The 17,231-nt window shown below is 64.5% G+C and carries 25 protein-coding genes; 15 read left to right on the top strand and 10 right to left on the bottom strand.

Annotated elements, in window-relative coordinates:
• Window positions 1–198: 198 nt before the first annotated feature.
• Entirely contained in the window at window positions 199–2,097 is a 1,899-nt protein-coding gene (gene thiC / locus ACVWW6_RS18090) for a phosphomethylpyrimidine synthase ThiC (protein WP_456681165.1), read from the top strand.
• A 171-nt stretch (window positions 2,098–2,268) separates the two neighbouring features.
• Here the strand turns inward: thiC and ACVWW6_RS18085 are convergent, their stop codons facing one another.
• The gene (locus ACVWW6_RS18085) at window positions 2,269–2,673 is read right to left on the bottom strand and encodes a hypothetical protein (protein ID WP_456681164.1); all 405 of its coding nucleotides are present in this window, start codon (window positions 2,671–2,673) and stop codon (window positions 2,269–2,271) included.
• Window positions 2,674–2,784: 111 nt separating this feature from the next.
• On the opposite strand from ACVWW6_RS18085, the gene ACVWW6_RS18080 reads away from it, so the two are divergent.
• Window positions 2,785–3,336, top strand: coding sequence for a mismatch-specific DNA-glycosylase (locus tag ACVWW6_RS18080; RefSeq protein ID WP_456681163.1), 552 nt, complete (start codon window positions 2,785–2,787; stop codon window positions 3,334–3,336).
• A 160-nt stretch (window positions 3,337–3,496) separates the two neighbouring features.
• Here ACVWW6_RS18080 and ACVWW6_RS18075 read toward each other — a convergent pair whose 3' ends face one another.
• The gene (locus ACVWW6_RS18075; protein WP_028176297.1) at window positions 3,497–4,225 is read right to left on the bottom strand and encodes an SDR family oxidoreductase; all 729 of its coding nucleotides are present in this window, start codon (window positions 4,223–4,225) and stop codon (window positions 3,497–3,499) included.
• 205 nt (window positions 4,226–4,430) lie between these two features.
• Between ACVWW6_RS18075 and ACVWW6_RS18070 the strand changes: the two genes are divergently transcribed.
• A complete protein-coding gene (locus tag ACVWW6_RS18070) occupies window positions 4,431–5,078 on the top strand; it encodes a glutathione S-transferase family protein (protein WP_271551364.1) in 648 nt (215 codons plus the stop codon).
• Between the two features lie 106 nt (window positions 5,079–5,184).
• Window positions 5,185–5,880, top strand: a complete 696-nt coding sequence (locus tag ACVWW6_RS18065) for a glutathione S-transferase family protein (protein WP_456681162.1) — start codon at window positions 5,185–5,187, stop codon at window positions 5,878–5,880.
• 104 nt (window positions 5,881–5,984) lie between these two features.
• Here ACVWW6_RS18065 and ACVWW6_RS18060 read toward each other — a convergent pair whose 3' ends face one another.
• The gene (locus tag ACVWW6_RS18060; protein WP_060908642.1) at window positions 5,985–6,419 is read right to left on the bottom strand and encodes a hypothetical protein; all 435 of its coding nucleotides are present in this window, start codon (window positions 6,417–6,419) and stop codon (window positions 5,985–5,987) included.
• A 470-nt stretch (window positions 6,420–6,889) separates the two neighbouring features.
• Here ACVWW6_RS18060 and ACVWW6_RS18055 point away from each other — a divergent pair, with 470 nt between their 5' ends.
• The 4 genes from ACVWW6_RS18055 to ACVWW6_RS18040 all read left to right on the top strand — a co-directional run bounded on the left by ACVWW6_RS18055 (window position 6,890) and on the right by ACVWW6_RS18040 (window position 8,907).
• Window positions 6,890–7,273, top strand: a complete 384-nt coding sequence (locus ACVWW6_RS18055) for a RidA family protein (protein WP_028176301.1) — start codon at window positions 6,890–6,892, stop codon at window positions 7,271–7,273.
• Between the two features lie 143 nt (window positions 7,274–7,416).
• On the top strand, window positions 7,417–7,677 hold the full coding sequence (locus ACVWW6_RS18050; RefSeq protein ID WP_028176302.1) for a hypothetical protein: 261 nt from the start codon (window positions 7,417–7,419) through the stop codon (window positions 7,675–7,677).
• A gap of 240 nt (window positions 7,678–7,917) precedes the next feature.
• On the top strand, window positions 7,918–8,169 hold the full coding sequence (locus tag ACVWW6_RS18045; RefSeq protein WP_028176303.1) for a hypothetical protein: 252 nt from the start codon (window positions 7,918–7,920) through the stop codon (window positions 8,167–8,169).
• A 93-nt stretch (window positions 8,170–8,262) separates the two neighbouring features.
• Window positions 8,263–8,907 (top strand): hypothetical protein, encoded by a 645-nt coding sequence (locus ACVWW6_RS18040; protein ID WP_456681161.1) that lies wholly within the window; start codon window positions 8,263–8,265, stop codon window positions 8,905–8,907.
• Between the two features lie 123 nt (window positions 8,908–9,030).
• On the opposite strand, the gene ACVWW6_RS18035 is transcribed toward ACVWW6_RS18040, so the two are convergent.
• Window positions 9,031–9,516, bottom strand: a complete 486-nt coding sequence (locus tag ACVWW6_RS18035) for a molecular chaperone DnaJ (protein WP_060908646.1) — start codon at window positions 9,514–9,516, stop codon at window positions 9,031–9,033.
• A gap of 111 nt (window positions 9,517–9,627) precedes the next feature.
• Here ACVWW6_RS18035 and ACVWW6_RS18030 point away from each other — a divergent pair, with 111 nt between their 5' ends.
• Both ACVWW6_RS18030 and ACVWW6_RS18025 read left to right on the top strand, forming a co-directional pair.
• Window positions 9,628–10,395 carry an SDR family NAD(P)-dependent oxidoreductase gene (locus tag ACVWW6_RS18030; RefSeq protein WP_161533647.1) on the top strand — a complete coding sequence of 256 codons (768 nt, stop codon included), beginning with the start codon at window positions 9,628–9,630 and terminating at the stop codon, window positions 10,393–10,395.
• 361 nt (window positions 10,396–10,756) lie between these two features.
• Entirely contained in the window at window positions 10,757–11,002 is a 246-nt protein-coding gene (locus ACVWW6_RS18025; protein ID WP_011089412.1) for a helix-turn-helix domain-containing protein, read from the top strand.
• Between the two features lie 26 nt (window positions 11,003–11,028).
• Here ACVWW6_RS18025 and ACVWW6_RS18020 read toward each other — a convergent pair whose 3' ends face one another.
• The gene (locus ACVWW6_RS18020) at window positions 11,029–11,295 is read right to left on the bottom strand and encodes a hypothetical protein (RefSeq protein ID WP_375762782.1); all 267 of its coding nucleotides are present in this window, start codon (window positions 11,293–11,295) and stop codon (window positions 11,029–11,031) included.
• A gap of 176 nt (window positions 11,296–11,471) precedes the next feature.
• Here ACVWW6_RS18020 and ACVWW6_RS18015 point away from each other — a divergent pair, with 176 nt between their 5' ends.
• Entirely contained in the window at window positions 11,472–11,990 is a 519-nt protein-coding gene (locus tag ACVWW6_RS18015) for a collagen-like protein (protein ID WP_456681160.1), read from the top strand.
• Between the two features lie 95 nt (window positions 11,991–12,085).
• Here the strand turns inward: ACVWW6_RS18015 and ACVWW6_RS18010 are convergent, their stop codons facing one another.
• Window positions 12,086–12,307, bottom strand: coding sequence for a hypothetical protein (locus ACVWW6_RS18010; protein ID WP_028176308.1), 222 nt, complete (start codon window positions 12,305–12,307; stop codon window positions 12,086–12,088).
• A 96-nt stretch (window positions 12,308–12,403) separates the two neighbouring features.
• A complete protein-coding gene (locus tag ACVWW6_RS18005; RefSeq protein WP_028176309.1) occupies window positions 12,404–12,670 on the bottom strand; it encodes a DUF2277 domain-containing protein in 267 nt (88 codons plus the stop codon).
• 125 nt (window positions 12,671–12,795) lie between these two features.
• Between ACVWW6_RS18005 and ACVWW6_RS18000 the strand changes: the two genes are divergently transcribed.
• From ACVWW6_RS18000 to ACVWW6_RS17990, 3 genes are all read left to right on the top strand, one after another.
• Complete coding sequence (locus ACVWW6_RS18000; RefSeq protein WP_375762348.1) at window positions 12,796–13,857, top strand: alpha/beta fold hydrolase; 1,062 nt, start codon at window positions 12,796–12,798, stop codon at window positions 13,855–13,857.
• 174 nt (window positions 13,858–14,031) lie between these two features.
• On the top strand, window positions 14,032–14,385 hold the full coding sequence (locus ACVWW6_RS17995; RefSeq protein WP_271551368.1) for a hypothetical protein: 354 nt from the start codon (window positions 14,032–14,034) through the stop codon (window positions 14,383–14,385).
• 76 nt (window positions 14,386–14,461) lie between these two features.
• On the top strand, window positions 14,462–15,064 hold the full coding sequence (locus ACVWW6_RS17990; RefSeq protein ID WP_038966396.1) for a pyridoxamine 5'-phosphate oxidase family protein: 603 nt from the start codon (window positions 14,462–14,464) through the stop codon (window positions 15,062–15,064).
• A 230-nt stretch (window positions 15,065–15,294) separates the two neighbouring features.
• Here the strand turns inward: ACVWW6_RS17990 and bfr are convergent, their stop codons facing one another.
• The 3 genes from bfr to ACVWW6_RS17975 all read right to left on the bottom strand — a co-directional run bounded on the left by bfr (window position 15,295) and on the right by ACVWW6_RS17975 (window position 16,654).
• A complete protein-coding gene (bfr, locus tag ACVWW6_RS17985; RefSeq protein ID WP_011089420.1) occupies window positions 15,295–15,783 on the bottom strand; it encodes a bacterioferritin in 489 nt (162 codons plus the stop codon).
• A 133-nt stretch (window positions 15,784–15,916) separates the two neighbouring features.
• Window positions 15,917–16,189, bottom strand: coding sequence for a (2Fe-2S)-binding protein (locus ACVWW6_RS17980; RefSeq protein ID WP_011089421.1), 273 nt, complete (start codon window positions 16,187–16,189; stop codon window positions 15,917–15,919).
• Between the two features lie 162 nt (window positions 16,190–16,351).
• A complete protein-coding gene (locus tag ACVWW6_RS17975) occupies window positions 16,352–16,654 on the bottom strand; it encodes a hypothetical protein (RefSeq protein ID WP_456683165.1) in 303 nt (100 codons plus the stop codon).
• Between the two features lie 134 nt (window positions 16,655–16,788).
• Here ACVWW6_RS17975 and ACVWW6_RS17970 point away from each other — a divergent pair, with 134 nt between their 5' ends.
• Entirely contained in the window at window positions 16,789–17,124 is a 336-nt protein-coding gene (locus ACVWW6_RS17970) for a hypothetical protein (protein WP_038966395.1), read from the top strand.
• The last annotated feature ends 107 nt before the right edge of the window (window positions 17,125–17,231 follow it).

Genomic DNA, 17,231 nt, shown 5'->3' with positions numbered 1-17,231 from the left:
CCTCGCTCTCTCTACACACTCCGCCGTCATCGCCCGGCTTGACCGGGCGATCCAGTACGCCGCGGCCTCTCCGTATCCCACTACGGCCTCTGGAATACTGGATCCCCGCTCCCGTGCGCAATTGCGCACTAGGCGGGGATGACAGCGGTAATTGTCTCTCGTGCAGCGATGCCAACGAACTGAATTAAGGAGGATCCCATGAACATCCGCTCCAATCCCGACAAGACCGTTCCCGCCGTCACCACCGGCCCGCTGCCGTCCTCGCGCAAAATCTTCGCATCCCCGGACGCCGCGCCCGACCTGCGCGTGCCCTTGCGCGAGATCATCCTGTCCGAAGGCGCCGGCGAGCCGAACCTGCCGGTGTACGACACCTCCGGCCCCTACACCGATCCGACCGTGACCATCGACGTCAACGCCGGCCTTGCCCGCAACCGCAAGGCCTGGGTGCTGGAGCGCGGCGGCGTCGAGGAATATGAGGGCCGCCAGGTCAAGCCGGAGGACAACGGCAACCTCTCGACCGACAAGGCCGCGCGCGCGTTCAGCGCCTATCACAAGCCGCTGCGCGGCCTCGACGGCCACAAGATCACGCAGCTCGAATTCGCCCGCGCCGGCATCATCACCAAGGAGATGATCTACGTCGCCGCGCGCGAAAACCTCGGCCGCAAGGAGCAGCTCGAACGCGCCGAAGCAGCGCTCGCCGACGGCGAGAGCTTTGGCGCGGAGGTCCCGGCCTTCATCACGCCGGAGTTCGTGCGCTCCGAGATCGCGCGCGGCCGCGCCATCATCCCCAGCAACATCAACCACAGTGAACTCGAGCCGATGATCATCGGCCGCAACTTCCTGACCAAGATCAACGCCAATATCGGCAACTCGGCCGTCACGTCGTCGGTCGAGGAAGAGGTCGAGAAGATGGTGTGGGCGATCCGCTGGGGAGCCGACACCGTGATGGACCTCTCCACCGGGCGCAACATCCACACCACCCGCGAATGGATCTTGCGCAACGCGCCGGTGCCGATCGGCACCGTTCCCATTTATCAGGCGCTGGAGAAGTGCAACGGCGATCCGGTCAAGCTGACCTGGGAGCTCTACAAGGACACGCTGATCGAGCAGTGCGAGCAGGGCGTCGACTACTTCACCATCCACGCCGGCGTGCGCCTGTCCTACATCCACCTCACCGCCAACCGCGTCACCGGCATCGTCAGCCGCGGCGGCTCGATCATGGCGAAGTGGTGCCTGGCGCATCACAAGGAGAGCTTCCTCTATACGCATTTCGACGAGATCTGCGACCTGATGCGCAAGTATGACGTCTCGTTCTCGCTCGGCGACGGCCTGCGCCCGGGCTCGATCGCGGACGCCAACGACCGCGCGCAGTTCGCCGAGCTGGAGACGCTCGGCGAGCTGACGAAGATCGCGTGGGACAAGGGCTGCCAGGTCATGATCGAAGGCCCCGGCCACGTGCCGATGCACAAGATCAAGATCAACATGGACAAGCAGCTCAAGGAGTGCGGCGAAGCGCCGTTCTACACCCTCGGACCCCTGACCACCGACATCGCGCCGGGCTACGACCACATCACGTCAGGCATCGGCGCCGCCATGATCGGCTGGTTCGGCTGCGCCATGCTCTGCTACGTCACCCCGAAGGAGCATCTCGGCCTGCCCGATCGCAACGACGTCAAGACCGGCGTCATCACCTACAAGATCGCGGCCCACGCCTCCGATCTCGCCAAGGGCCACCCGGCCGCCCAGCTCCGCGACGACGCGCTGTCCCGCGCCCGTTTCGACTTCCGCTGGAGCGACCAGTTCAACCTCGGCCTCGACCCTGATACCGCGAAAAACTTCCACGACGAGACCCTGCCGAAGGAAGCCCACAAGGTCGCCCATTTCTGCTCGATGTGCGGCCCGAAATTCTGCTCGATGAAGATCACGCAGGACGTACGGGACTATGCGGCGACGCTGAACGACCCGAACTCGATCGGCATGTCGATGAGCGGCACCGCCGAGGACGGCATGGCTAAGATGAGCGCGAAGTTCAAGGAGATGGGCAGCAGCGTTTATCTGGATGCGGAGAAGGTGAAGGAGAGTAATCGGGTGTTGTGAGGCAATCACAACCTAGCTTTGAGGGATCGCGATGTTTGATTTTGTTCCGAAACGACCGATTCCTCAGGAGCAGGACTCTGCCATCCGGCTGACTGTATGGACGCTGATGAACGAAGCTTATCAGATCAGGTGCGTCGATCCTGGTACTCTTGTTCTGTCAGGTCCTCCGGATCATGATCCGCAGATTGAAAATGACCAATTCGTCCTCTGGCGAACCGGAACGTTTTGGCGCCCCCCGAGGAACCACCAGGATCTGAATTCCGGATTATCGTAGATCGACAGCACGTCGCCATTTTCAAACACAAGATCGAGCTGCTCCTTACTCACAATCGTCGTTTCGGCGATTTTCGTTCGGAGGATGCGATCAACACTCAAGGATTTATGATTGCCATAGATCTCGTAAGAGAAATTGACCGTACCATCGGACGATCTGAACGAGAAACGGTCCGCGACGTTCAACAAGGCATTTTCACCCTCAAACCAGAACATGATGTGATACTTGTCGATCGTCACTTGGTAGAGTTCCCATCCTATGATGGGACCGAAATCAAGGCGTTCACTAAAACCAATTGCCATTTCTATGGTCTTCCCGATTCGCCGCCGGCAAGCAAAGCTGGATAAGCGTAGCGAGATCTGGTGTCTTTGTCGTCCCGCATATCGCTCCGCTCATGCGGGCTGGAGCCGCGGATGATTGACGTGTCGAACGCAACCCCCCACCGCCTCCCCGACCAGCTCCGCCCCCACCTCCGCCTCGTCTTCGTCGGCACCGCCGCCTCTACGCGCTCGGCCGAACTCGGGCACTACTACGCCCATCCCGGCAACCGCTTCTGGCGCGCGATCCATGAGGCCGGCATCACGCCGCGGCGTTATCAGCCGGGCGAGTTCGCGTCGCTGCTCGATCTCGGGATCGGCTTCACCGATCTCTCCAAGACCGGCGCCGGGATGGATCACCAGATCGCGACTGACACGATCGACGTGCCCGGCTTCAGGGCCAAGATCGAGAAGTATCGGCCGAGGACGATTGCGTTCACGAGCAAGAAGGCGGCGAGCTTGTTTTACGGCAGGCCGTCGAGCGGGATTTCGCTGGGGCGGCAGCCGCGGGATGGAAGCTGGCCCGAGGTGTTCGTGCTGCCCTCGCCGTCCGGTGCTGCGTCCGGGCATTGGACGCTGGAGCCGTGGCGAGAACTGGCGGCGTGGATTGCTGCGCTGGACGTTCAACACCCACAGACCTCATCCTGAGGAGACCGCCACCGGGTCCGCGCAATGCGCGGCCCGATGACAGGCTCCGCAGTCGTCTCGAAGGATGGCCGCGGGCAAGATGGTGGGGCCTGCATGGTTCGAGACGGCGCTTCGCGCCTCCTCACCATGAGGAATGGACACCGTCACCCGCGCATGCGCCCTAAAGATCGAAATTGGTCGGCAGCATCACCACGTCTCGAATGGTCATGCCGCGCGGCCGCGTCAGCATGAACATCACGACCTCGGCCACGTCGCTGGCTTCCAGCAGGCTTCCCGAGTCCCTGGCTTCCTTCAGCTTCTCGGGCGGCCAGTCCGCGAGCAGCGCGCTGACGACCGGGCCGGGCGAGATCGAGCCCACGCGAATGCCATGCTTGAAGACCTGGCGCCGCACCGTCTGGACGAAGCAGTTGATCGCCCATTTGGACGACGCATAGACCGGCTCCCACGGCGTCGGAAAATGCGCCGCCAGCGAACTCGTGACGATGATGTCGCCGGTCCGGCGTTCGATCATGTGCGGTAGCACGTCGTGCACGTTTTTCATCACGACGTTGACATTCAGGTTCAGCATCCGGTCGATCGCCATGGTGTCGGCATCGACCAGATCGCCGCCGACATACGTGCCTGCGTTTGCATGCAGGATGTCGAGCTGGCCGGCCTTCTCCAAGACGCGCGGCAACAGCGTTGCGCAGTCTTCTGGATCGAGCAGGTCGACGACCAGCGGGATCACGGTGTCGCCGTGCTTGTTGCAGAGCGCCTTCAGCGCAGCCTCGTCGCGATCGACCATCACCACGCGCGCGCCCGCAGCCAGCATCGCCTCGGCACTCGCCAATCCGATGCCGGACGCGGCTCCGGTCACGGCGGCAACCTTGCCTTCCAATTCTCTCGCCATGGGGGCACCATCCTGCTGAGATTGGCAGTATAGCGATCCAAAGCGACCTGGCGAAGTGGATCACGTCGCAAAACGGTCAACGCGCGTAGGCAATGGGTTTCGCTTTGTTCTACCCATCCTACGCGCCAGAAAACGCGATAGGTTGTCGGAACCCACCCGGCCCGTTCGTCCTCTGGACAATACGCCACCACCCCGGAGACTCCCAATGCCCACCATCACCGCCTTCGAAAGCTCGCCCGACCGCGGCAGGGGACAGGCGCGCGACATGCGGGTTCGCTGGGCGCTGGAGGAAGTCGGCCAGCCCTACGACGTCCGCCTCGTCTCGTTCGCGGCGATGAAGCAACCGGCGCATCTTGCGCTGCATCCGTTCGGGCAGATCCCGACCTTCGAGGACGGCGATCTCGCGCTGTTTGAATCGGGCGCGATCGTGCTCCATCTCGCCGAGCGTTATGCCGGCCTGCTGCCGCTCGAGGTAAATGCGAGGGGCCGCGCGATTGCGTGGATGTTTGCCGCGCTGAGCACGCTGGAGCCGCCGATCGTCGAGCTCGGAATGGCGCTGCTGTTCGAACGCGACAAGAGCTGGTACGAGGCGCGCCTGCCCATGTTGCAGGATCGCGTCCGTACCAGGCTCGGCGAGTTGTCCCGTCGCCTCGGCGATGCCGACTGGCTCGACGGAGCGTTCAGCGCCGGCGATCTCATGATGGTGACGGTGCTGCGCCGGCTCAACACCTCCGGCCTGCTGGACGAATACCCTGACATCGCCGCGTACGTCGCCCGCGGCGAAGCCCGGCCGGCGTTCAGGCGTGCGTTCGAGGCGCAGTCGGCGGTGTTCACCGCCGCGTCGCGTTCGTAGGAGCGGCGCCCCACGCTCAACCGTCGTCCTGACGAATTCCGCCGGCCCATTGCGTCCGTCTCCCGGCCCCTGCATGCTGCCTCCGCCAACACGGAGGAGCCCGCTCATGCTGACGCTCTACTCCTACCCAAAACTGTTCGGCGTCGCGGACAACAACGGCTACGGCCTCAAGGTCTACGCCTTCCTGAAGCTCGCCGGCGTGCCGTTCGTGCACGAGCATGTCTTCGATGCCTCCGCCGCGCCGCGCGGGCAGCTGCCCTACATCGTCGACGACGGCGAGACCATCGGCGACAGCGAGACGATCATCGCGCATGCAATCGCGAAATATCGGCTGAGCATCGATGCCGGGCTTTCGCAGGACGCACGGAGGACCAATCACTTCGTCACCCGCATGCTGGACGATCTCTACTGGGTGATGTCGTACTCGCGCTGGAAGGACGAGCGCTACTATCCGGCGTTCCGCGACGCCTTCATCGCGCAGCATCCGCAGATCAATGCGGAAGGATTCGAGAAGGCGAAGGCGTACAATGCGCAGCGCTATCATTACCAGGGCATCGGCCGCTACACGCCGGAGCAGGCCTATGCGCGAGGCCTTGCGGACCTCGAGGTGCTGGCCGAGATCGTACCCGCCACGGGTTTCGTCCACGGCACAGCGCCGACCAGCGTCGATGCGGGCATCTACGGTTTCATCGCCAACATCCATTACTTCCCGATCCCGACGCCGCTGAAGGTGTTCGTCGATGCGCACGCCAATCTCGTCGCGCATTGCGAGCGGATTCATGAGGCGGTGACGGGAGCGTAGGGAGCCGTAGGGTGGGCAAAGCGAAGCGTGCCCACCAACTCTTTCGTCCGAGCTGACACCGATGGTGGGCACGGCGCTTACGCGCCTTTGCCCACCCTACGCACCTACCGCATCGTGATCGCGAGCCCGCTGAGATCCGCGTTCGCCATCAGGCCGGTCTGGTAGCCCGACAGCTCCAGCACCGCGCCCTTCTGGTTGGTGAGCACGATGGCGCGGGCGCCGCGGCCGACGGCAAGGCCGGCGCCGGCGGCACCGTAGACGCCGGCGACGTCGGAGGGACGGTTGATGTTGGAGACGCGGCCGCGCAGCACGGTCTTGGAGCCGCCGAACACGAGGCCGTAGTCGAGCCCGCCGGTGGAGAGCGCATAGGAGCGGCCGCGGAAGTTCAGGACGCCCGAGCCGCCGGAGCCGCCGATGATCCAGCCCGCCTTGTAGATCGTCAGCACCACGGTGCCGCCGTCGGCCAGCGCCGAGGTCGAGAGCCCGGCAAGCGCCGCGATGGCGACCAGCGCGGCGCGAAGGGTGGATGCGATCTTCATGGGGCGTCTCCGGGGGCTATTTTTCAAGGGAGGGATCGAATCAGACGCAGCGAATCTATCCGATCGATCGCGGCGGCAACATGATGGGGGGCGTGAGGTGCAGCAGCGCATTCAGCTGTCATCGCCCGCGCAGGCGGGCGATCCAGTATTCCAGAGACGGCGGGGGCTGAACCGGGAAGCCGCGGCGTACTGGATGCCCCGGTCAAGCCATGGCATGACGGCGGAGTTTGGTGCCGCAGGACGGGCAACTTCATGATGCCATTCTGCCCCTGTTTTGCCCGACGGAGCAAGCGATTGCTTCGGCGTTACCGAATTCAAAAAAGCCCAATGATTTCGGCGTGATCCTACTGTGCATGGGGTTGTTTTCGCGGTTTTCGTTTTTGCCCCCCTGCGCCGCCCCCTCATGGCGATTGCAAGTCCCCCGCATGTCGCTACGCTGACGGGCCCTGCACGACCCCCGAGGTGATCCCATGCCGATCCAGCATTTCGCGCCCCCGCCGCATGTGAAGGCACCGCCGCTGTCCTTTGCGACGCGCGTCGGCGATCTCCTGTTCGTCTCCGGCATTCCCGGCTTCGACGGCAATGGCGCGCTGCCCGACGGCTTCGAGGCGCAGTTCGCCAACGTCGCCATCAACATCAAGCGCGTGCTGGCCGAGGCCGGCGCAACCGTCCGCGATCTCGTCAAGGTCAGCGTGCTTCTGACGCGTGCCTCCGACGTTGCCGCCATGAACGCGCTCTATGCCGGTGCCTTCGGTCCGCCGCCCTATCCCGCGCGCACCACCTGCGTGGTGCACGCGCTGCCCGATCCGCGGATGCTGATCGAGATCGAGGCGGTGGCGTCGCTTTCGAAGTGAGCAGTGTGACTTGCCGGGCACGCGGCCAAACCAAGTGCCCTGGATCGCCTGACATGTCCGTGAACGGCGGCTCCCCGGCTTGCAAAGGGCCGGCTTTTACCGCACGAATTTTCGGGTCACACTTCCCCACAAGGAGATATTTCATGCGTCGCGTTCTCGCCCTCTGTGCCGTTGCCGGCATCGCCACCTCCGTGTTCGCCGTGCCCGCATCCGCGGCGCCCGGGTATTACGTGATCCGCTGGGACAACACCGGCATCTGCCAGGTCTGGAACGAGGACCTGAAGTACAAGCCGTTCCAGTGGGGCGCCTCGACCTACAAGGTCGTCAGCAAGCCGCTCCCGACCTTCACGGCCGCCTCCGACCTCCAGATCAAGCTGCGCGGGGAGCGCCGCTGCACGCTCTGAGCCTGACGCGACAGACGGGATTTGAAAGGGCGGGTCGCGCGAGCGATCCGCCCTCTTCTTTTGGCGCGCGGCCCTCGTTGTCCGGCCAGAATCCCGCATTTCCGGCGCACGCGCTTTGAACCTGATCAGCAGGCGGAACTACTCACATTCTGTCCGGGGCGCGCTCCCCCAAAGCGCCCCGCACCACCCCTCCCGTCATTGTCGGGAGGCGCATCACATCTTTCATTTGAGGAGCTGATCATGCGTCGTATTTCCGTGCTGTGCGCTGCCGCCGGTCTTGCCGTCACTGCCTTCGTCGCCGCGAGCCCTGCGGAGGCCAGCTATCACCTGATCCGCTGGCAGGACACCGGCTTCTGCCAGATCTGGGACGAAAGCATCCCGACCACGCCGTGGCCCTCCGACTACGCCCGCGTCAGCGCCACCGTGCCGACCTTCGTCGACGCACTCGCGCTGAAGGACCACGCGTTGAGAAACGGCCACTGCACCTGGTAAGATTCGATCGGCGGACGACAAGGGTCGGGCAAGGATGCGCTGCTAGCATCCTTGCCCGTTCGCGTTTCTACTCAGCTCCCGCGGGATCAATCGATGCGCACGCTCATCACGACGGCAGCGATCCTCGCTGCATCGCTCGCACTCGTCTCCACATCGCCGGCGCAGGCGCCGCAATCCTTCCGCGTGATCTCGCCGATCTTCGGCCAGCTCGTCAGCTTCGCGATGCCGTCGAACTTCGTCGCGGTGTTCGAGAACACCAAGGGCGGCCACTACATCCGCGAAGCCGTGCTGAAGGGCGAGACGCCGGAACGCTGGACGCAGATGATCACGGTCATCGGCGAGAAGGGCATGACGCTGACTCAAGGCGCCTCGCCCGAGGCACTCGCAGGCTCCATCGCCGGCGGCTTCAAATCGGCCTGCCCCGACAGCTTTGCGGCACAGCCGCTCGGCGCCACGAATTTCGGCCGCTTCGAGGGTTTTGTCGCGGTGATCGGCTGCGGCCGCGTCGACAGCGGCCCGACCCGCCACAGCGAGACCGCGCTGCTGGTCACGCTGAAGGGCACGACCGACTACTACACCATCCAATGGGCCGAGCGCGGCCCCGAGAGCGACGAGCCGCCGGTCAATGACGAACGCTGGCAAACGCGCCTGCGCGAGCTCGGCCCGATCGAGCTCTGCCCGATCGTACCAGGTGAAGCCGCGCCCTATCCGAGCTGCGTGAGCAAGAGCGGAGATTAGAAACAGCGCAGACGCCGTAGGGTGGGCAAAGCGAAGCGTGCCCACCATTCCATCCATCGCGAAGATGGTGGGCACGGCGCAAATGCGTCTTTGCCCACCCTACGAGATCTCGTCTGAGCGCTCTCACGCGTCCTTGTGCGCGCCGGGATGGATCAGGAGGTCGCGCGCGGCGGCGAGGTCGATGAAGGCTTCCGCGCTGCCGCCGCGGTCGGGATGCATGCCCTTGGCGGCGCGACGGTAGGCCTGGTTGATGTCCTCGCAGGTGAGCTGCACCGCGAGCGGCAGGCCGAGCACCTTGCGGGCGCGATCCTCGCTCGAGAGTTTCTTCGGCGTCGCGTTGCGGCGGCCGAAGCGCGGCGCGGTCAGACCATGAACGACATCGAGGACCACGCCGAGGCGGCGCTGGGCTGCCAGCATGACGCTGCGATCGTCATTGTCCACAGCCTGGCGCAGCACCGGAAGCGCCTGCTCGGCGGCCTGTCGCAGCGTGACATCGGTGCTCATCCGCGCGATCTCGGCTATGAGCCGGCCCGCCTCGGCCCAATCGACCGGCTCCGCCGACCGCAGGCGCTCGAGCGCCAATTTCCAGGATTCAAGCCGTTCCATCATGCGCGCAACGTTTAGCAATGAGAATCAGTATGCCAAGGCCGCCGTTTCCGACCCCTTAATTTCGAGTTAGCCTTTCATGAAATTTCGAAACGAATCCGGGAGGAAAATGTCATGGCATTGCTTGCAAATCACATCGCCGTCGTCACCGGCGCCGGTTCCGGCATCGGCCGGGCGATCGCGGCCGGCTACGCGCGCGAGGGCGCACAAGTGGTGCTGCTCGACGTCAACGCCGGCACCGTCGCGGAAGGGGCGCAGGAGATCCGCAAGGCCGGCGGCAGGGCCGAGAGCTTCGCGCTCGACGTGACCCGGCGCGACGACTGCTTTGCGCTGGCCAAGCAGGTCGCCGACAAGGTCGGGCAGGTCTCGATCCTCGTCAACAATGCCGGCATCACCCGCCGCAACGCCTTCACCGCGGAGACGGAGACGGTGGCGAAGGACTGGAACGACATCATCTCGCTCAACCTCAACGGCGTCTTCAACATGACGCAGGCCTTCCTCGCTCCCTTGCGCGCAGCCAAGGGCCGCATCGTCAATATCGGCTCGATCCAGTCCTTCGTGCATCTGCGCACGCCGAGCTCGGCGGCCTACACCACCTCCAAGCACGGCGTGCTCGGCTTCACCAAGGCGCTCGCGGCCGAGCTCGGCAAGGAAGGCGTGCGCGTCAACGCGATCGGGCCGGGCTTCATCGAGACCAACATCAACGCCAATGTGCGCGCCACCAATCCGGCGCTGGTGCAGGCCTTCGTCGATCACACCCCGCTGGCGCGCACCGGCAAGCCCGAGGACATCGTGGGTCCCGCGATCTTCCTTGCGTCGGATATGTCGGCCTACGTCACGGGAACGATCGTGATGGTGGACGGCGGATATCGGACGGTGTGAGGGGGACGCGACGATCTATCGACACACACGGTGTCATGCCCCGCGCAGGCGGGGCATCCAGTATTCCAGAGACGCCAGAGGTCCCACGAGGTGCCGCGGCGTACTGGATTGTCCACCCCCAGTGCGCCATTGCGCACAAGACGGACGATGACGCCGAGTGCGGCGCAAGATACGTCCGCATCACCATGCATCTCGCGCCAATCGCGGCGGCTTCGCGGCAATCCCAAGGTCAATTGGTGCGATCGCCCGCGGTTAACCTTTCATTAACCAAACCCGCCCACCGTGGATTTACGGCTTGGGGGTCGTTTGTTCTCGATCCGCTTCCAACGATGGAAGCGGGCGTTGGTCGGGAGGTATATTGATGACCACTGTTCATGTCGCCGCGCCGCAGGGCGCAGAATTCCTTGCTCCAAACCAGATCGTTCCGCTGCTGATCGGTGCGACCGTCGACGAGGTCGAGCGCGAGCTCGTGCTCCAGACGCTCGCCCGCTGTGACGGCAATCGCACACGCGCCGCGCGCGTGCTCGGCCTGTCGGTACGCACGCTGCGCAACAAGATCAGGCTCTATGCCGCCTCCGGCATCGTCGTGCCGGCCTATCAGGACTAACCAGCGCGTGGCCGCGCGGAGGTCGATCAGTCCGCCGGCGGCGGCGCGCGGCGCGACGATGTGCTGCGAAACAGCCGGCGCAGCTCCTGCTGCAGGTACGCGCCGGCGAGAACCGCGAGCGCGATGATCGCGACCGCGGCCGCGATCAGCTCGATCGCGCGGAGAACGAAGGCCGTCATGACAGCCCATGACCCCTGCGGCTCTTCGGCGAAAGCAACCGGCACGATATCGGGCACCAACAGCTGGGCAAGGCCGAGCGCAGCGGCAAAAGTGACTGCAGACAAGCAGAACATTTTCCACGCTTCGCGCATCGGTCGCTCCTCGTGAGGTTGTGGCCGCGCGCCCTTCAGTGACACGCCATCGCGTGCCGCCGGTTGATGTTGATCAAGCGTGGTGCGATGCGCGGACAGAATTGCTGCTGTCGTCAAACGACGCTAAGTAGCTTGCTTCCGGTCAAGGGAGCAGTGGCGTGGCAGACGAACAGAAACGGCAGGGACCCCAGGGTCCGCGCGGGCGGCAAGGCGAGCCGGGACGGCCGGGACCGCAGGGTCATCCGGGCCGGCGCGGCCCGGACGGCGCGCGCGGCAAGCCGGGACCGCAAGGCAAGCCGGGACCGATCGGAAAGGCTGGCCCCGCAGGCAAGCCCGGCCCGCAAGGCAAGCAGGGCGAGGCCGGTCCGCGTGGCGCTGCCGGGGCGCAGGGACCTGTCGGACCGCAAGGCCCAGTGGGTCCGCAGGGCCCGCGCGGCGAGGCCGGCCCGCCCGGCCAGTTGCCGTCGATCGAGCAGGTATTGCCCTGGCTCGAACAGCTCTTCGACGCCTGGGGCGAGCGCCGCCGCCAGCGCGAGCGTGAAGCCGCCGAGCGCGAGGCGCTGGAGGCCGCCGTGCAGGAAACCGACGAGCCGATCGCCGGTGACGAGAGCGACGACGGCGAAGACGACGACCACAAGAAAAAGAAGAAAAAGAAGAAGCACGGCAACAGGGATTAGCAGCCCCGGCTCAGCAAGAGATCCGCTCACGATTCCGGGTCCCGGCTCTGCGGCGCACCGCTGAAGAAGCGCCGCGTCCGGGACACGAGCCCGGATCAGGAAGCCCTTGAGGAATCATCCTTACGTGGCAGCATGCCCATGCGCTCGAACTGCCAGCGCATGGCGCGATACCAGAGATAGCCGACCGCCGCGCCGCACAGCGCCAGGATGACGACGCTCGCGCTCGAGAACGAACCGCCCCACCACATCATCCACGCGGTCCACAGCAGCGTGAAGATGATGGCACCTGCTTTGAGCGGAAGAAGGGGGCGGGTCATGGTCGTGCTCCGGGTTGGCAAAACCCCGGCAGACATCATCGCAAGTCGAGGCGCCCCATACCGTGAGCCAGATCACGGAACGGGACAGTGGATCCGCTAGCCAAAGCGCAGCCGCGAGCGCTCCTTGGCCCTTTCCGCCTCGACCTCGCGGTCGCGCGCCGGCGCATGGGTGTGCAGCGAGGTGAGGAGCTTTCGCGCCGCCTCCGAGACCTCGGCCACGGCGCGGTCGAACGCCGCCTCGTTGGCCTGCGACGGCCTGTTGAAGCCCGACAATTTGCGCACGAACTGCAAGGCCGAGGCATGGATCTCGTCCTCCGTCGCCGGCGGTTCGAAGTTGAACAGCGTCTTGATGTTGCGGCACATGCAGTCACTCCCGATGTTTACCTCGAGGACGATCGGCGGAGCCAAAATCCTACATCCTTCTGGAGAGTTTTGCTAAGATCCGCCGCAACGCGGCCGCCGGATACGAGCCGCATGGGGAGAGAAACATGAAGACTTCTTGCGCGGCGCTGTCGGCCATCCTGCTGTCCATCTCGGCGTCGGCGATGGCTGCCGATTATCCTGCACCGAAACAGGGCGACTGGACCGCCAGGGATTTCAAGTTCCACACCGGCGAGGTCATGCCGGAGTTGCGGCTGCATTACACCACCGTCGGCGAGCCGAGCGGGCAACCGGTGCTGGTGCTGCATGGCACCGGCGGCTCGGGCGCAAGCATGCTGACGCCAAGCTTTGCCGACGAGCTGTTCGGCGCGGGCCAGCCGCTCGACGCCGCCAAATACTACATCATCATTCCCGACGGCATCGGCCATGGCAAATCGTCAAAACCGTCCGACGGCATGAAGACCGGCTTTCCGAAATACGACTACGACGACATGGTCGAGGCGCAGTACCGCCTCGTGACGGAAGGACTCGGCGTCAAGCATCTGCGGCTCGTCATCGGCAATTCGATGGGCGGCATGCACACCTGGCTGTGGGGCGAGAAATATCCGAAGGCGATGGACGCGCTGATCCCGATGGCCTCGCAACCGACCGAGATGGCATCGCGCAACTGGATGCTGCGGCGGATCATGCTCGACACCATCCGCAACGACCCCGACTACAATGGCGGCAACTACTCCAGCCAGCCGCGCATGATGAAATACGCCGTCACCGCCTACGGCATCGCGAGCATCGGCGGAACGCTGGCCTATCAATCGCAGGCGCCGACGGCGGCCAAGGCCGACAAGATCGTCGACGAGCGGCTCGCGACGCCGATCACGGCCGATGCCAACGACTTCGTCTACCAGTGGGAGTCCTCGCACGACTACAATGCCGGGGAGAAGCTGGAGCAGATCGAAGCCTCGTTGCTGCTGATCAACTCCGCCGACGACGAGCGTAACCCGCCGGAGACCGGCCTCACGGACGCGGCGATGAAGCAGGTCAAGAACGGCCGCCTGTATCTGATCCCCGCCAGCACCGAAACGCGCGGTCACGGCACCACCGGCAATGCAAAGTTCTACAGCGAACAGGTCAGGCAATTGCTGCAAACCGCGCCGCAACGGACGATGTAGAATCGGCGGGCTGCACGTCCTCATATCGCAATGCATCATGTGCGGCGCCTCTCGCGCCGCATATTATTTGAGCATGCAATGCGCTGACAGCTCGGGCTTAATCGCGTCAGCGACACGAATCGAGGCGCGGAGCGATCGCGCGCCATTGGCACGACACGCGATGAGGAGGATCGCATGCGCAGGCTCGCACTGTGCGTTTGGCTGGCTGCGATGACGGCACTGACGAGCGCGGCGCTTGCGTTCGACAACGGGCAATATGATCACGTCCCGCCCGACATCCGCGCTTGGTTCAAGAGCGTGATCGCGCCGAACGGCGTGCCCTGCTGCGACATCTCCGACGGTCATCGCACGGACTATGACGTGCGCAACGGCGCCTATTGGGTACCGATCGAGGGACAGTGGATGGCAGTGCCCGAACGCGCCATCATCCGCGACCGCGGCAACCCGGTCGGCCAGGCCGTGGTGTGGTACGTCCACCATCGCGGCACCATCATCATCAGCTGCTTCGTGCCCGCCGATGCAGTGTAGCGCGTCGTGATGGATTTCATTGGCTGGGGCGGCCCGATCGGGTAGCTTGCCCCCAAGCTGATGCGGAGACACGCCGTTGACCGATCTTTGCGCCGAAGACCTCGCCACCATCTATGCCAAGCCGAGCCCGCGCGTGATAGCAAAGGCACGTCCCGCGATCGATGCGCATGCAAAGAAGTTCATCGAGATGTCGCCGTTCTGCGTGCTCGCGACGTCAGGCGCGGACGGCAGCGTCGACGCCTCGCCGCGCGGCGGCGGCATCGGCTTCGTCCACGTCGCCGGCCCCAACCAGCTGCTGATGCCCGACCGCTCCGGCAACAACCGGATCGACAGTTTTCGCAACGTCGTCGAAGGCTCGGGCTTCGTGCATCTGCTGTTCTTCGTCCCCGGCATCGACGAGACGCTGCGCGTCGGCGGGCGCGGCACGCTGTCCGCCGATCCGGATCTGCTTGCCTCGATGGTGGAATTCGGCAAGCCACCGCGCGCGGTGCTGAACGTCGCGGTCAGCGAAGTCTATTTCCACTGCGGCAAGGCGCTGATGCGCTCGAAGCTGTGGTCGCCGGAGAAGGTGCAGCGCTCGGTGATGCCGAGCATCGTGGAAGTCATTCACGACCAGACGGGCCTGGGCGAACCGGAGAGCCAGGAGATCGTGGAAGAGCGCTACAAGCAGCAGCTGTAGCTCTGGCGCCAACCACAGTGTCGTCCCGGACAAGCGCAGATTCCGACAACGCGCAGCGTTGTCGGAAGCGGAGCGCAGATCCGGGACCCATAACCACAGGGCGTGGTTACTTGGCGCGCTGATAGCCACGAGTCTTCGCCAAACTGCTCCCTGGGGTTATGGGTCCCGGCTTTCGCCGGGACGACACCGGAGTATGCAGCTAAGGCGGAGTATACGGCCAACGCCGGAGCTTAATGCCCCTCGCCCTCGAGCCCGCCGACGTGCTTCTGGGTGTAGAGCTCGAGGCCGATGCGGCCGATCAGGTCGAGCTGGGTTTCGAGGAAGTCGATGTGGTGCTCCTCGTCGCTCATCAGCTTCTCGAACAGGTCGCGCGTGACGTAGTCCTTGACGCCGTGGCAGTAAGTCGCCGCTTCCTGGTAGAGCGCCCGCGCGCTCATCTCGGCGGCGAGATCGCACTCGATGATCTCCTTGACGTTCTGGCCGATGCGCAGGGGATCGAGCACCTGCATGTTCGGGAAGCCGTCGAAGAACAGGATGCGCGCGGTGAGCTTGTCGGCGTGCTCCATCTCCTCGATGGATTCCTTGCGCCAGACCTTGGCCATGTCCAGCAGGCCCCAATTGTCGAGGAAGCGGTAGTGCAGCCAGTACTGGTTGATCGCAGTCAGCTCGTGACGCAGTGCCTTGTTGAGGTAGTCGATGACTTTTGCGTCGCCCTGCATGGTTCACTCCAGCTCTTGCAGTCCAACTCGATCCTAAACCGAATTTAGAACGCTTCTAAATGAGTTTACGGAAGGGGGCAACCGGCTACGGGGACGCAGCGGGGGAAAAGCTCAGCCGACAGCGCGGAAGATTTCAGCAGGCCGCGAGCGCGAACTGGGCGGACTCGGCCGTCTCGTCATTGGCGGCCACGGTGTGGCTGTGCGGGCAGCCGGAGCAGCAGGACTTGGCGCACGGGCCAAGCGCTTCATCGATGATGGTCTTGATCGTCCGCGCGCAGCGGCCGCATTCGGCGCTACAGCCGAGGCAGCCATAGACCTGCTTGGCATGGCGCACGGCGTCGTCGGACTCGGCCACAGCGGCGCGGATGTCGTCATCGCTCAGCACGTTACAGGAACAAACGATCATGGAAGCGGCAGGCCCTTCGGTGATGCGCCATCATCGATATTTAACGGGCCAGCCGGATGCAAAGGGAAAAACCGGTATTTGAAGCTATTCCAAACTGACCCGGAAACAGCCTAGAACGGCTCTAAAACAGGGTGTTGCGCTGGATCAAGATGGCGGCCGGATCTAGTCGCCGCCACCGCCTCCCCCACCGTCGCCGCCGCCTCCGCAATCCCCGCCGCTGCTGCCGCTATCGCTGCTGGAACAGCTGCCGGTGTCGGTCGAGTTCCCCGAGCTGTCGCTGGAAAACCAGCTTCCCAGCGAGAAGCCGTCGCTGGTCCCCGAATAGCTGTCGCCGCCGCCATCGCTGCCGGCCCCTGCGCGGGAGCGGCGCCGGCCGCGATTCTGGAGGTGGGTGATCCAGCCGTAGCCGATGGCGAAGACGATCCCGGCAGCAATCAATGCATTGATCATCGCGTTGCCCATCATCGCCTCCCTGGCGGAGCTGCGGTCCACACCAATTCGTCGCACCCGGCCAAGGTGCCGTTCATTGATCATTCAAACGAAGTATGGAACTTTACCCCCCAAAGAGTTCCCGCGTGTCTGTGCGAAAGGTCAAGCCAATGAAGAAGTCGCTCCTGGCAGTCGCTGCCCTCACCGCTGTGGCCCTGACGGCCGGGACGCCGGCCCATGCGCAGCGCGGCGTCGCTGCCGGCGTGGCGGCTGGGATCATCGGCGGCGCCATTGTCGGCGGCGCGCTCGCTTCCCCGTATTATTACGGACCCGGGCCGGGCTACGCGTATGGTCCGGGTTATGGCCCTGGTTACTACCCGCCCCGCTACTACGCGCCGGGCCCCGGTTATGCCGCCGACGACTATTACGGCGGCTGCGTCTGGCAGAGGCAGCGCTTCTGGGACGGCTATGGCTGGCGCGTCCGCCGCGTCAGGGTCTGTGGCTGAGGCGCCAAAAGCCGGTTCACGACGGATGCGCCGTTCATCTCGGAGCCCGAAAAAGACCGCTTTTTCTCGTCACAGCTCTGTGTGCGTTTACCGTGGATTGACCATTT

This window comes from Bradyrhizobium sp. USDA 3311 (assembly GCF_054062495.1).
This window is presented reverse-complemented; position numbering and strand designations above follow the sequence as displayed.